Origin of the sequence: Aeromicrobium sp. WCS2018Hpa-31 (assembly GCF_031843905.1) — a bacterium.
Classification (GTDB): Bacteria; Actinomycetota; Actinomycetes; order Propionibacteriales; family Nocardioidaceae; genus Aeromicrobium.
In genome coordinates, this window is the sequence record NZ_JAVTJF010000002.1 from 285,848 (window position 1) to 298,748 (window position 12,901).

At 73.1% G+C, this 12,901-nt stretch carries 14 protein-coding genes and 1 pseudogene; 12 read left to right on the forward strand and 3 right to left on the reverse strand.

The window, feature by feature from the left end; all coding sequences use genetic code 11:
• Positions 1-98 precede the first annotated feature (98 nt).
• From RQG84_RS03545 to RQG84_RS03560, 4 genes are all read left to right on the forward strand, one after another.
• Positions 99-1,628 (forward strand): gamma-glutamyltransferase, encoded by a 1,530-nt coding sequence (locus tag RQG84_RS03545; protein ID WP_311208884.1) that lies wholly within the window; start codon positions 99-101, stop codon positions 1,626-1,628.
• 75 nt (positions 1,629-1,703) lie between these two features.
• Positions 1,704-2,549 (forward strand): hypothetical protein, encoded by an 846-nt coding sequence (locus RQG84_RS03550; protein WP_311208885.1) that lies wholly within the window; start codon positions 1,704-1,706, stop codon positions 2,547-2,549.
• The gene (locus tag RQG84_RS03555; protein WP_055963695.1) at positions 2,546-2,860 is read left to right on the forward strand and encodes an META domain-containing protein; all 315 of its coding nucleotides are present in this window, start codon (positions 2,546-2,548) and stop codon (positions 2,858-2,860) included. The genes RQG84_RS03550 and RQG84_RS03555 overlap by 4 nt, the downstream gene beginning before the upstream one ends.
• A 45-nt stretch (positions 2,861-2,905) precedes the next feature.
• A complete protein-coding gene (locus RQG84_RS03560; RefSeq protein ID WP_311208886.1) occupies positions 2,906-3,355 on the forward strand; it encodes a hypothetical protein in 450 nt (149 codons plus the stop codon).
• Here RQG84_RS03560 and RQG84_RS03565 read toward each other — a convergent pair.
• On the reverse strand, positions 3,345-4,085 hold the full coding sequence (locus tag RQG84_RS03565; RefSeq protein ID WP_311208887.1) for a hypothetical protein: 741 nt from the start codon (positions 4,083-4,085) through the stop codon (positions 3,345-3,347). The genes RQG84_RS03560 and RQG84_RS03565 overlap by 11 nt on opposite strands.
• Positions 4,086-4,172: 87 nt before the next feature.
• Between RQG84_RS03565 and RQG84_RS03570 the strand changes: the two genes are divergently transcribed.
• A complete protein-coding gene (locus RQG84_RS03570; protein WP_311208888.1) occupies positions 4,173-5,372 on the forward strand; it encodes an FAD-dependent oxidoreductase in 1,200 nt (399 codons plus the stop codon).
• A 189-nt stretch (positions 5,373-5,561) separates the two neighbouring features.
• Here RQG84_RS03570 and RQG84_RS03575 read toward each other — a convergent pair whose 3' ends face one another.
• Positions 5,562-6,512: a succinylglutamate desuccinylase/aspartoacylase family protein gene (locus RQG84_RS03575; RefSeq protein WP_311208889.1), complete on the reverse strand. Its 951-nt coding sequence runs from the start codon at positions 6,510-6,512 to the stop codon at positions 5,562-5,564.
• Positions 6,512-7,051, reverse strand: a complete 540-nt coding sequence (locus tag RQG84_RS03580; protein ID WP_082480286.1) for a RimK/LysX family protein — start codon at positions 7,049-7,051, stop codon at positions 6,512-6,514. The genes RQG84_RS03575 and RQG84_RS03580 overlap by 1 nt, the downstream gene beginning before the upstream one ends.
• Here RQG84_RS03580 and RQG84_RS03585 point away from each other — a divergent pair.
• The 7 genes and pseudogenes from RQG84_RS03585 to RQG84_RS03610 all read left to right on the forward strand — a co-directional run.
• Positions 7,050-7,910 (forward strand): annotated as a pseudogene (locus RQG84_RS03585) (RimK family alpha-L-glutamate ligase); the annotation flags it as partial. The gene RQG84_RS03580 and the pseudogene RQG84_RS03585 overlap by 2 nt on opposite strands.
• Before the next feature lie 63 nt (positions 7,911-7,973).
• Positions 7,974-8,258, forward strand: a complete 285-nt coding sequence (locus RQG84_RS18095; RefSeq protein WP_369797004.1) for a cation:proton antiporter regulatory subunit — start codon at positions 7,974-7,976, stop codon at positions 8,256-8,258.
• An 84-nt stretch (positions 8,259-8,342) separates the two neighbouring features.
• Positions 8,343-9,437, forward strand: coding sequence for an NADH:flavin oxidoreductase/NADH oxidase (locus tag RQG84_RS03590; RefSeq protein ID WP_311208890.1), 1,095 nt, complete (start codon positions 8,343-8,345; stop codon positions 9,435-9,437).
• A 61-nt stretch (positions 9,438-9,498) separates the two neighbouring features.
• Entirely contained in the window at positions 9,499-9,795 is a 297-nt protein-coding gene (locus RQG84_RS03595) for a DUF1905 domain-containing protein (RefSeq protein ID WP_311208891.1), read from the forward strand.
• Positions 9,796-9,804: 9 nt separating this feature from the next.
• Positions 9,805-10,170 carry a hypothetical protein gene (locus RQG84_RS03600; RefSeq protein WP_311208892.1) on the forward strand — a complete coding sequence of 122 codons (366 nt, stop codon included), beginning with the start codon at positions 9,805-9,807 and terminating at the stop codon, positions 10,168-10,170.
• A gap of 57 nt (positions 10,171-10,227) precedes the next feature.
• On the forward strand, positions 10,228-12,519 hold the full coding sequence (purL, locus tag RQG84_RS03605; protein WP_311208893.1) for a phosphoribosylformylglycinamidine synthase subunit PurL: 2,292 nt from the start codon (positions 10,228-10,230) through the stop codon (positions 12,517-12,519).
• A 5-nt stretch (positions 12,520-12,524) separates the two neighbouring features.
• Positions 12,525-12,893: a sterol carrier family protein gene (locus tag RQG84_RS03610; RefSeq protein ID WP_311208894.1), complete on the forward strand. Its 369-nt coding sequence runs from the start codon at positions 12,525-12,527 to the stop codon at positions 12,891-12,893.
• Positions 12,894-12,901 lie beyond the last annotated feature (8 nt).

Genomic DNA, 12,901 nt, shown 5'->3' on the forward strand with positions numbered 1-12,901 from the left:
ACGACGCGATTCGACGGAATCGTGACGTCCTCCTCGCCCCCGATCCTCACCGACCCGTCGGATCGCGGGGTCGGGGCGCGGGAGACTAGCCTGCGTCCATGCCTGACGTCGCGCTCGCCGCACCCAACGAGGCGGCGGCCGACGCGGGGGAGCAGGTGGCCCTGGCCGGCGGGAACGCGGTCGACGCCGCCCTCGCCGCCGCGCTCGTGACCATGGTCAACGAGGTCGGCATCGTCTCGCTCAGCTCGGGCGGGTTCGTCACGGTCCAGCCGGCCGACGGGTCCGCGCCGGTCACCGTCGACGGGTGGATGGACATGCCGGGCCGCGGTTCACGCTCCGGCCCCTCGACGCCGGCACGGCCCGACATCGACGCCGATCCCGACACCGGGACCTGGGACGTCCGCACGGACTACGGCGGCGGCGTGACGGTCACGATCGGGCCGGGGTCGGTGGCCGCGCACGGTGCCGTGGCGGCGTTCGAGGAGACGCACGCGCGCTGGGGAACGGTGCCGTGGCGCGAGATCGTGGCGCCGGCCGTCGACGTCGCGCGCGGCGGGTTCCGGCTGGGGTCCGCCTCGCGGTACTACCTGGAGTACGTGCACGACGACATCTTCGGGTGGGACGAGCAGAGCCGGGCCTGCGTGCACGACGCCTCAGGTGCCGTCACGACCGATCTGGTGGTGGTGCCCGACCTGGCCGCGACGCTCGAGGTCATCGCGGCCGACGGTGCCGCAGCGCTGCACACGGGCGACCTGGCCCGACTCGTCTGCGACGACGTGCAGGCCCGCGGTGGACTGCTGGGTGTCGAGGACCTCGCGGCCTACCGACCGGTCGTGCGCCCGGCGCTCCGGGTCGAGCTGGGGGACTGGACGCTCGGCACCAACCCCACGCCGGCGGTGGGTGGCGTGTGCGTCGCGGCGATGCTGCGACTGCTCGACGGCACACCGCACGCCGTGGTCGACGGCCGCTGGTCCGAGGCCGACGTGGCACGCCTCGTCGAGGTGCAGCGCGCCGTGCTGGGCCACCGGCTCGACGTGCTCGACCACAGCCACGACCTGGTGGCCGACGCGCTGGCCTACCTGGCGTCCGTGGACGACGAGGTGCGGTCGGCGGGCTCGACCGCGCACGTCTCGGCGACGGACGGTGACGGTGGCGCCTGCTCGGTGACGGTCTCCTCGGGCTACGGCTCGGGGATGATCGCGCGGGGCACCGGCATCTGGCTCAACAACTGCCTGGGGGAGCAGGAGCTCAACCCCCGCGGCCTGCACGGGCTGGAGCCGGGCACGCGTCTGCTGTCGAACATGGCGCCCACGGTCGCGCACCACCGCGACGGTGCGGCGCTGGCGATCGGCTCGCCCGGCGCGGACAGGATCTCCACGGCCGTCGCCCAGGTGGTCGCGGGCTTCACGAACGGCGGCATGAGTCTGCAGCAGGCGGTGAACCATCCGCGGGTCCACGTGCACCGCGCCGGACGACCGGACGAGGTCGTCAAGGTCGAGACCGACCTGACGATGTACTACGGCGGGGTGGGTGCGACCCTGCTGCGCCGTGACGCGGCCGGCGAGCTGCACCTGGAGGCGGCCGCCGATCCCCGCCGGGACGGGGCCGTCCGGCTCGTGCGGTCCTGACGGACCCTCGCGACGTTGGAGCACGGGTCGGACAACCACGTGACACCGCCACTGTCACGGTCCTACGCTGCGAGCATGAACCTCGTCGGTCTGGCCACCCTGCCCCTGCGCGTGACCATCTCGGCCACGCGCACGACGTTGGCGCTGGGACAGCTGGCCGCACCGGACGGTCCGATCCTGCGCGAGGGCGGCTACGGGACCCGTATCGCGGTGCTGATCGGCGAGGACGGCCTGCTGGAGCAGCTCGCCAAGCTGCTGGCCGACGAGCGCGGGATCATCGCGCTCGGCAACCTCGTCGCCGACATCACGGCCGAGGACCGACCCGTCGGCAAGGCGCTGCAGCGGGACGGGCTCGTGGACCGGATGGCGTCCGAGGAGGGCCCGTTCGTGCGGCTGCTCGAGGCCGACGGCCCGCTCGACCGCGCCCTGGCCGAGGACGGACCGCTCTACCGGTTCCTCGCGCCCGGAGGCTCGCTCGACCGCCTGCTGGCACCGGACGGGCCGCTCGAGCGGCTGACGGCGCCGGGCGGCCCGATCGAGCGGATGCTGGTGCCCGGCGGGCCGCTGGACCGCATCCTCGAGCAGGACGGCACGCTCGAGAACGTGCTGAAGCCCGGCGGCCTGCTCGAGAAGCTGCTCGAGGAGGAGGGCATCCTCGAGAACCTGCTGATGCCGGGCGGGACGCTCGACCAGCTGGTGTCGCTGGGGGCGACGTTCGACGCGATCGTGCCGCGGCTCGAAGCGCTGGGCAACGCCATCCCCAACCTCAACCAGGCGGTCGCGGTGCTGAGCGGGGCCGTGGAGCCCCTGGGCACGCTGGCGCAGCGGCTTCCCGGTGGACGTCGGCGAGGGGTGCTCGCCTCCGCGGCGCCGTCGTCGCCGACGACGGCGACCTCCGACGACCTCTACGGCAGCGAGTGAGCACGCCGGCACGGACCGACGTCGTCGGGCGGTGGCTGCCCGAGGGCGGCCCGCCACGCGCGTTCCTCGAGCTGCGCGACAACGGCGACCTCGCCGGGCACGACGGCTGCAACCGCTTCGGCGGCCAGCAGTGGTCGCTCGACGGCAAGAAGGTCGTCACGAGCGGCGCACGCGTCTCGACGCTGATGGCCTGCCCCGACGTCGACACCTGGCTCGGCCAGGCGACCACCTTCGTGTGGGACGACGGCCACCTGCGTGCCGTCGGACCCGACGGCACCGACCTCGGCGTCCTGCTCACCGACCCGGACTGAGCCCATGGGCCGAGACGATCGCGCCGGTCGCGACAGAACAGACACATGACACCTCGACGCCGTCCAGCCGTGCTGGTGCTCGCGACCGCCCTGGTCCTCGCAGGGTGCACCGGTGCACCCGGACCTGATCGCCGACCCCCGCCCGCGAAGGTCGCGCCGTCGGAACAGGCCGCCGCGATCGAGGGTCGGTGGACGAGCGAGTCGGCCGGTGTCGACGAGCGGCCGTGGATCGAGCTGCACCCGGACGGCACGCTCACCGGGTACGACGGGTGCAACGGCTTCAGTGGGCTGACCTGGGCCGCCGACGGTGACCAGGTCGTCGTGGAGGGCGATGCACTCCGCTCGCTACGCGGGTGCTCGGGGATCGATCAGCGCCTGGCCGACGTCGCCTCGCTCCGACCCGACGCCGGAACCTTGGTCGCAGTCGCCGCGGACGGATCGACGGTCGGTGTCCTGCGCACGGGCGAGGCTGCCCCGAAGGCGCCTACTGGGTGAACGTGGCCGCACCCTTGCGGAGACGCTCGACGGTGTCGCGGGCGAGGCGCTGCGCGAGCTGCTCCGCGGCGTCGGCGTCGCGGCCCGGTGCGGACATGCTGACGAACACGCCGACCACCACGCGGCCCTCGCCCACCAGCAGGCTCACGACGCGCTGGGCCGGGTCGCCGGTCTCGGCCGAGTCGAGCCGGTAGGAGCTCAGGTAGCCGTCGAGCCCCTGCACGGTGACGTCGTCGAGCGACCCCTCGCCCGAGCTCGCCGGGACCACACCGCCGCCGTCCACGGGCTGGTCGGGGATCTCGAACGTGCCGTCGTAGGGCTCCTGGTCCTTGCGCAGACCGGCCATGAAGGTGCGGGCCGCCTCGGCGTCGTCGAGCAGGTTGAGGTTGACGACCGCGACGTCGTTGGGAGCACTCGTGGTGCCGTTGCGCTCGATGTCCACGGGGTTGCCGACGGAGTCGAGGCGTGCGGAGAACGCCCAGAACGGGTGGCCGGCGTCGGACCCGGCGCACTTCTCCTCGTCCTTCGGGCACTGGAAGTCGACCTCCGAGGCGCCCGGCACCTGGTCCAGGGTGGGCAGGGCGCCCTCGATCGTGGCCTCCTCGGTGGGCAGCGGTGCCGGGCTGGACGCGGACGCCGTCGGCTCCGGGTCGGATCCCCCCTGGCCGCATCCGGCGAGGACGGCGAGGACGGCGAGAGCCGTCGTGGCGAGTCGAACCGAGCGGCGCATGAGTCGTTCCCCCCTGGGTGGCGTAGGGGCATCGTGGCACGCCGTGACCCGGGTTGCCGCGGAGACCATCCGTGGCAGGCTCGAAGCATGGACATCGTCATCATCGGGGGCGGCCTCGCCGCGGCCAAGGCGGCCGCCGCCCTGCGCGAGAACGGGCACGACGGAGCACTCACGATCGTGGGCGACGAGGACCGGCTGCCCTACGAACGGCCGCCCCTGTCGAAGGACGTCCTGCTCGGCGAGGCGCCGCTCGACGACGCCACGGTGCAGCCCCAGGAGTGGTACGACGAGCACGACGTCCGCCTGGTCACCGGGGTGGCGGCCGAGCGCCTCGACGTCGAGGCGCACCGCGTGCACCTCGCCGACGGTCAGGTGGTGCCGTACGACAAGGCGGTCCTCGCCACGGGCGCGCGGCCCGCCGTCCCGGACTCCATCGCCGGCGGGGCCGACGCGTACTTCCTGCGCAACGCGGCCGACGTCGAGAGGCTGACGGCCGCGTTCGCGGACGCGTCGTCGGTGATCGTCGTCGGCGGCGGCTGGATCGGTCTCGAGGTCGCCGCCGCCGCGCGGCACCACGACCTGAGCACCACCGTCGTGCTCCGCGGCGACGTGCCGCTGGCGTCGGTCATGGGCGAACGCCTGGGCCGCTACTTCGCGGACGTCCACACGTCGCACGGGGTCACGCTGCGCACCGGAGAGCGGGTCGACGCCGTGACCGCGCGCACCGTCCGCCTCGGCGGTGGTGAGGTGCTCGAGGCCGACGTGGTCGTGCTGGGTGTGGGCGCCACGCCCAACGTCGAGCTGGCGGAGGCGGCCGGCCTGCTCGTCGACGACGGCGTGGTGACCGACGAGCACTTCGCGACCAGCCATCCCGACGTGTATGCCATCGGCGACGTCGCCTCGACGCTCCACACGGGTCGCGGCGAGGCGGTCCGGGTCGAGCACTGGGACGACGCGGTGCGCCAGGGCGAGGCCGTGGCGTCGGTGCTGCTCGGCCAGGACGCGGCGTACGACTGGGAGCCGTACTTCTTCACCGACCAGTACGACCTGGGCATGGAGTACGTCGGCCACGGGTCGGGCGACGACGACGTGGTGGTTCGCGGCGAGCTGGACGACGGCGCCGGGGACGGCGAGTTCATCGTCTTCTGGCAGCGCGACGGCGTCGTGACCGCGGCCATGAACGTCAACATCTGGGACGTCCAGGACGACCTGCGCGCCCTCGTCGGCCAGGAGGTGTCGGCCGAGCGCCTCGCCGACCCGAACGTCGAGCTCGCCGACCTCGCCTGACCCGTCCCCGAGATTCCCAGGTCGACCTGGGAATCTCTCACCAGGCACGGGAATCTCATCGGCGCACGGGTTGCTATCCGTGCGCCGATGAGATTCCTGTGCGCCGCGAAGACGGGCGCGGAGGGTTCCCGGGCCCCTGGCACGGCCCCGCCGCTCTGGCGGCGGAGCGCCAGGCCCCCGCCAGGTGGCTCAGACCTCGGCGACGTGCACGACGGCGTCGCCGCTGTTGACCACGGGGGCCTCGGTGCGGCCGATGACGACGCCGGACCGCTCGGCGTGGACGAGGCGCACCCGCTTGCCGAAGGAGTCGAACAGGCCACCGATGCGCTGGCCCTCGGTCACGTGCTCGCCGAGGGCGACCTCCAGGTGCAGCATGCCGGTGCCGCGAGCCCGCACCCAGCTGCTCCGGTACGACGCCTGGCTGGGGGCGGGCGGATCCTCGTCCGCCGGCTCGGTCATGCCGAGCGCGGCGAGCACCCGACGGACGCCGCGAACGCCGGCGTCGATCGCCCAGGCGTCCATGCGCCACGCCTCGCCCGCCTCGTAGAGCAGCACGGTGGCACCGGCCTCGCGCGCGGCCGCCCGCAGCGACCCGTCACGGATCTTGGCGTGCAGCATCACCGGTGCGGCGAACGCCTCGGCCAGCTCACGGGTGCGGTCGTCCTCCAGGTCGGCGCGGATCTGCGGCAGGTTGGTCCGCCGGTCCGACCCCGTGTGCAGGTCGATGCCGACGTCACACTTGGCCACCACCTCGGTCATCATCAGGTGCGCGATGCGGGAGGCGAGCGACCCGCGGGCCGAGCCCGGGAACGAGCGGTTCAGGTCGCGGCGGTCGGGCAGGTAGCGGTCACCGGTCATGAAGCCGAGCACGTTGACGATGGGGATCGCGATGAGCGTGCCCCGCATCGACTTGGGGTCGAGGTCGGCGAGCACCTGGCGGATCACCTCGACGCCGACCGCCTCGTCGCCGTGGATCGCGGCGTCGACCCACACCGTGGGACCGTCCTCGCGGCCGTGCACCACCCGCACCGGCAGGTCGACGTCGGCGCCGGTCACGAGCCGGGTGATGGGCAGCGACACCGCCTTGGCCTGTCCCGGGCGCACCCGGATCGGCCCGATCTCGAAGGACGGACGCGCCATCATCGACCTCGGTTCCGGCGGCGGACCCGCACGGGTGGTCGGCCACCGAGGTAGGACTCGCTGGAGTCGACGAGGTACCCCTGCGCCAGGGCCTCGCGGCCGACCAGCATGCGGAAGCCCATCTCGTCGCGGCGCGACAGCGTCACCTCGGACGGCACCACCCGGCCGGCGAGCGTGAGGTCGAGGACCACCACGTAGCGCTCCTCCACGTGACCCGACGACGAGCGGACCTCGCGCAGGTCGAGCACGTCGAGCTCCACCTGCACGGGATCCTCGTCGGTGCCCTGCCAGGGGTGGATGCTGAACCGCACCCGGCCGTGGTCGTCGGGCTCGATGTCGAAGGCGTGCAGCGACGACGTCCGGGCGCCGGTGTCGATCTTGGCCTTGATCCACGGGACGCCGAGGTCGGGGAGACGGACCCACTCCCGCCAGCCGACCAGGGTCTGGTCGAGCAGGCCGCCGTCCGGCCCTGCGGCTGGGGCGGGGGTGTAGGAAGGTGGGTGCGTCAATCGTCCGTCCTTCCAGCTCGGGGAGTCCATGAAACTCGCGATCCTGTCACGTGCGCCTCGCTCGTACAGTACGCAGCGCCTGCGCACCGCGGCGCTCGACCGGGGCCACACGGTCAAGGTCCTCAACACGCTGCGCTTCGCGATCGATCTCTCCGGGCCCGAGCCCGACCTGCAGTACCGCGGCAAGCCGCTGTCGCACTACGACGCGGCGCTGCCCCGGATCGGCAACTCCATCACGTACTACGGCACGGCCGTGGTGCGCCAGCTCGAGCAGATGGACGTCTTCACGCCCAACACGTCGTGGGGGATCCAGAACTCGCGCGACAAGCTGCGCGCCAGCCAGATCCTGTCGCGCCACGACATCGGCATGCCGGCCACGACCTTCGTGCGCGACCGGGCCGACGTGATCGCGGCCATCGAGCGGGTCGGTGGGGCGCCGGTCGTCATCAAGCTGCTGGAGGGCACCCAGGGCATCGGCGTGATCCTGGCGCCCGAGATCAAGGTCGCCGAGGCGATCATCGAGACGCTCCAGAGCACGCGGCAGAACGTGCTCATCCAGCGCTTCGTCGCCGAGAGCAAGGGCCGCGACATCCGCGCCCTCGTGGTCGGCGACCGGGTCGTCGCGGCGATGCGCCGCGTGGCCAAGGGCGACGAGTTCCGCTCCAACGTGCACCGGGGTGGCTCGGTGGAGGCGGTCTCGCTCGACCCGGAGTACGAGCGGGTCGCCGTGCGCGCCGCCCAGATCATGGGCCTGCGGGTGGCGGGCGTCGACATGCTCGAGGGCGACGACGGCCCCCTGGTCATGGAGGTCAACTCCTCGCCGGGCCTCGAGGGCATCGAGTCGGCCACGAACCTCGACGTCGCGGGCGCGATCATCGACCACATCGACAACCAGGTCGCGTTCCCCGAGATCGACGTGCGCCAGCGGCTCACCGTCTCCACGGGGTACGGCGTGGCCGAGCTGCTTGTCCAGGCGGCCTCCGACATGGTGGGCAAGCCGCTCGGCGAGAGCGGCCTGCGCGACCGCGACATCTCGGTGCTCACCCTGCAGCGGGGCACCCAGGTGATCCCGAACCCGCGGCGTTCGCACGTCCTGGAGGCGGGCGACCGGCTGCTGTGCTTCGGCAAGCTCGAGGAGATGCGCTCGATGATCCCCAGCCGACGCCGGCGCACCCGCAAGGTCAAGCGTCTGCCCAAGGACCCGATCCACGAGCCCTGGCCGACCGTCGAGCCCTGAGCCCTGAGCCCTGAGCCCTGAGCCCTGAGCCGTGGGGTGCGGGGCGGGGAACATCGGCCGCCCGCGCCGCGTTGGCCACCTGACGTGAGCGCTCTCCTCGAACCCGTCACCCTGCGCGGCGTCACCGCCCGCAACCGCATCTGGCTCGCACCGATGTGCCAGTACTCGTGCTTCGCCCGCGACGGCGTGCCGACCGACTGGCACCTCGTGCACCTGGGCGCCCGCGCGACCGGCGGCTTCGGCCTGCTGGTCACCGAGGCGACCGCCGTGGTGCCCGAGGGTCGGATCAGCCCGGAGGACACGGGGCTGTGGAACGTCGAGCAGCAGGAGGCCTGGGCGCGCATCGTCGAGGCGGTGCACGCGGAGGGCACGCCGATCGGGGTGCAGCTCGCGCACGCCGGCCGCAAGGCCTCCACGTTCGCCCCGTTCGCGCACCCGCGCGCCGCGACCACGGGCGAGGGCAGCGTCGGGCTCGACGAGGGCGGCTGGGAGACGGTCGCCCCGTCCGCGCTCGCCTTCCCCGGCTACGCCACCCCGCGGGCCCTCGACCTCGAGGAGGTGCGGGCGATCCCGGGTCACTTCGCCGACGCGGCCCGTCGGGCCGATGCCGCCGGCTTCGACCTGGTGGAGGTCCACGCCGCCCACGGGTACCTGCTGCACCAGTTCCTGTCGCCGCTGTCGAACCAGCGCGACGACGAGTACGGCGGCTCGTTCGAGGGCCGCACCCGCCTGGTGGTCGAGGTCGTCGACGCCGTGCGCGCCGTGTGGCCCGACGAGAAGGTGCTGACCGTCCGGTTCTCGGCCACCGACTGGCTCGACGACGGCTGGACGGTCGACGAGACGGCTCGGCTGTCGCGGCTGCTGGCCGACCACGGCGTCGACGTCGTGGACGTCTCGAGCGGCGGTCTGCTCCCGGCCGAGATCCCCGTGGGTCCCGGCTACCAGGTGCCGCTGGCCCGCGAGGTGCGCGAGGGCTCCGGGCTGCCCACGGGCGCCGTCGGTCTCATCACCGACCCGCAGCAGGCCGACGACGTGCTCACCCGTGGCGACGCCGACCTCGTCCTGCTGGCCCGCGCGGCGCTGCGCGAGCCCGCCTGGCCGCAGCGCGCCGCCCACGAGCTCGGCGACGCGCCCGACGGCCTCTACCCGCTGCAGTACGAGCGCGGCACCTGGCGCTGACGCCCGTTCCTCGTCCGGTCCTCGGGCGACAGCGCACCGCCGGACGGGTCAGGATGGGGGCGTGGACGACGCGACCTGGACCTTCGAACGCGCACTGTGGCGCGACGGCGCCTGGCACTTCGTCACCGTCCCCGAGGACGTCTCCGACGAGGTCGAGGAGCGCTTCGGCGCCACGGCCGCCGGGTTCGGGTCGGTCCGGGTCGAGGTGACGATCGGCGGCTCCACGTGGCGCACGTCGGTGTTCCCGTCGAAGCAGCACCGCGCCTACGTGCTGCCGGTCAAGAAGGCCGTGCGCATGGCGGAGGACGTGCACGAGGGCGCCGTGGCGTCGCTGACCCTGCGCGTCGTCACGGGCTAGGTTCCCTCCATGGAGAACGAGCACGGCGCGGCGCGGAGCCTGGCCTGGGGCGGGTCGCTGGGCGGTCTGTGCGCCTCGCTGCTGGTCGTGGTCGTCTCCGGCGGTCTGGTGGCCTACGTCTCGCCGCGGTTCGAAGGCGATCCCGCCGCGGTCGTGACGGCCCTCCAGGCCGACGGGCTCACGACCTTCGCCCTCTGGCTCCTGCTGCTGAGCGGGGCCGTGCTGGTCGGGTGCTCCGCGGGGTCGTGGTGGCTGCGTCCGCAGGGCCTCGACGGGGGGCGCGCGGGTGCATCGGTCCTCGGTGCGCTCGTCGGCTTCGCGGCCGTGGTGCTCTTCCCCTTCGCCTTGGCGCTCTACCTGGCGGGCGTTCGCTGAGCCGGTCGCACGGACATGCCCGACGACCGGGGCAGCCCCGCCGATAGGATTCAGTCCGTGACCGACGCCTCGCCCGACAGCACGCGCCAGCTCGACACCGTCGCCCACGCGCAGGAGACGCCCGAGCGTGAGCTCCCGTGGGCCGAGCTGGGGCTCAAGCCCGACGAGTACGACCGCATCGTCGAGATCCTCGGGCGACGTCCCACGGGCGCCGAGCTGGCGATGTACTCGGTCATGTGGAGCGAGCACTGCTCGTACAAGTCCTCCAAGGTGCACCTGAAGAAGTTCGGCGAGCTGCCGCAGGAGACCCCGCTGGGCAAGACGCTCGCCGGCATCGGTGAGAACGCGGGCGTCATCGACATCGGACAGGGCTACGCCGTCACCTTCAAGGTCGAGTCGCACAACCACCCCAGCTACGTCGAGCCGTACCAGGGTGCGGCCACGGGCGTCGGCGGCATCGTCCGCGACATCCTCGCCATGGGCGCGCGCCCCGTCGCGGTCATGGACCCGCTGCGCTTCGGCCCGCTCGACGCCCCCGACACCGCCCGTGTGCTGCCCGGCATCGTGGCCGGCGTCGGTGGCTACGGCAACTGCCTCGGCCTGCCCAACATCGGTGGCGAGGTGGTCTTCGACGAGACCTACCTCGGCAACCCGCTCGTCAACGCGCTCTGCGTGGGGGTGCTGCGCCACGAGGACCTCCACCTCGCGTTCGCCTCCGGCGTCGGCAACAAGGTGGTCCTCTACGGCGCCCGCACCGGTGGCGACGGCATCGGCGGGGTGTCGGTCCTCGCGTCCGAGACGTTCGACGCGGATGGTCCGGCCAAGCGGCCCAGCGTGCAGGTCGGCGACCCGTTCATGGAGAAGCTGCTCATCGAGTGCACCCTCGAGCTGTTCGCGGCCAAGGTCGTCAACGGCATCCAGGACCTCGGCGGGGCCGGTCTGTCGTGCGCCACGAGCGAGCTGGCCAGCGCCGGTGACGGCGGCATGCACGTCGAGCTCGACACCGTGCCCCTGCGCGACCCGTCGCTCTCGCCCGAGGAGATCCTCATGAGCGAGAGCCAGGAGCGCATGATGGCCGTCGTCGAGCCCGAGCACCTCGACGCGTTCATGGCCATCTGCGAGAAGTGGGACGTCGAGGCCGTCGTCGTCGGCGAGGTCACCGACGGCGAGCACCTGGTCATCGACTGGCACGGCGAGACGATCGTCGACGTGCCCCCGCGCTCCGTCGCGCACGACGGACCCACCTACGAGCGCCCGTACGCGCGGCCCGACTGGCAGGACGCCCTGCAGGCCGACACCGCCGAGGCGCTGCCGCGTCCGGCCACCGGCGAGGAGATCGGCGAGCAGCTGGTGCGGGTCGTCACGAGCCCCAACCTGGCCGACCCGTCGTGGGTCACCGACCAGTACGACCGCTACGTGCAGGGCAACACGGTCCTGGCTCAGCCCGAGGACGCCGGCATGGTCCGCGTCGACGAGCGGAGCAACCTCGGCGTGGCCGTCTCGACCGACTGCAACGGCCGCTTCGCCAAGCTCGACCCGTACGCGGGCGCCCAGCTGGCCCTCGCGGAGTCGTTCCGCAACGTCGCGGTCACCGGCGCCCTGCCGCTGGCCGTCACGGACTGCCTGAACTTCGGCTCCCCCGAGGACCCGGCGGTCATGTGGCAGTTCGAGCAGGCCACGCACGGGCTGAAGGACGGCTGCGCCGAGCTGGGGATCCCCGTCACGGGCGGCAACGTGAGCTTCTACAACCAGACCGGCGAGACGGCCATCCTGCCGACCCCCGTCGTGGGCGTGCTGGGTGTCATCGAGGACGTGCGCCAGCGCGTCCGCCAGGGCTTCACCCGCGACGACGACCACCTGCTGGTGCTCGGCGAGACGCGGGAGGAGCTGTCCGGCTCGTCGTGGGCCGACGTCGTGCACGGTCACCTCGGCGGGCTGCCCCCCACGGTCGACCTCGCCGCCGAGCAGGCGCTCGCCGCCGTCGTGCGCGAGGCCGGTCGGCGCGGGCTGCTCACGTCGGCGCACGACCTGTCCGACGGCGGTCTCGCCATGGCGCTGGCCGAGGGTGCGTTCGCGCACGGTGTCGGCGTGCGGGTCGTGCTCGACGACGATCCGTTCGTGCAGCTGTTCAGCGAGTCCGCCGCGCGTGCCCTGCTGGCCGTCCCCGAGCACCACCACGACGAGGTCGCGGAGATCGCGGCCGAGCACGGGGTCGAGCTCACGTCGATCGGTCGCACGGGCGGCTCGGCCTACGAGGTGGCCGGTCAGTTCACGATCGACCTCGCGGACCTGCGCGACGCGTGGAGCGCCACGCTGCCCGCGGTGCTCGGTCCCGTCCTCGGCGGCTGAGCCGCGTGGCGCGCCCGTCCACCCTGCTCACGCCGGAGGTCGTCGACGGCCTGCTGGCCCGGCTCGACGACGGTGACGACGCCCGCGACGTGGTCAAGCCCCTGGTCAAGCACTACCTGGGTGCGCTGGCCCAGCGGGCGCCCGGTCGCAGCGTGGAGGTGCGCGTCCCGCCCTTCGCGGCAGTCCAGTGCATCGAGGGCTCCACGCACACCCGCGGCACGCCGCCGGCCGTCGTGGAGATGGACGCAGCCACCTGGATCGCCCTGGCCCGCGGGTCACTGGCCTGGAGCGAGGCGTCGGCCGACCGGACGCGGGTGCGGGCCTCGGGGCAGCGCTCGGACCTCTCGCCCCACCTGCCGCTCGACGACGCGTAGCCGCCCCG

Excerpts from the sequence above, each read along its gene's own strand:
- RQG84_RS03545 (WP_311208884.1), top strand. The coding sequence starts at position 99 with ATGCCTGACGTCGCGCTCGCCGCACCCAACGAGGCGGCGGCCGACGCG.
- RQG84_RS03550 (WP_311208885.1), top strand. The coding sequence starts at position 1,704 with ATGAACCTCGTCGGTCTGGCCACCCTGCCCCTGCGCGTGACCATCTCG.
- RQG84_RS03560 (WP_311208886.1), top strand. The coding sequence starts at position 2,906 with ATGACACCTCGACGCCGTCCAGCCGTGCTGGTGCTCGCGACCGCCCTG.
- RQG84_RS03565 (WP_311208887.1), bottom strand. The coding sequence starts at position 4,085 with ATGCGCCGCTCGGTTCGACTCGCCACGACGGCTCTCGCCGTCCTCGCC.
- RQG84_RS03570 (WP_311208888.1), top strand. The coding sequence starts at position 4,173 with ATGGACATCGTCATCATCGGGGGCGGCCTCGCCGCGGCCAAGGCGGCC.
- RQG84_RS03575 (WP_311208889.1), bottom strand. The coding sequence starts at position 6,512 with ATGGCGCGTCCGTCCTTCGAGATCGGGCCGATCCGGGTGCGCCCGGGA.
- RQG84_RS03580 (WP_082480286.1), bottom strand. The coding sequence starts at position 7,051 with ATGGACTCCCCGAGCTGGAAGGACGGACGATTGACGCACCCACCTTCC.
- RQG84_RS03600 (WP_311208892.1), top strand. The coding sequence starts at position 9,805 with ATGGAGAACGAGCACGGCGCGGCGCGGAGCCTGGCCTGGGGCGGGTCG.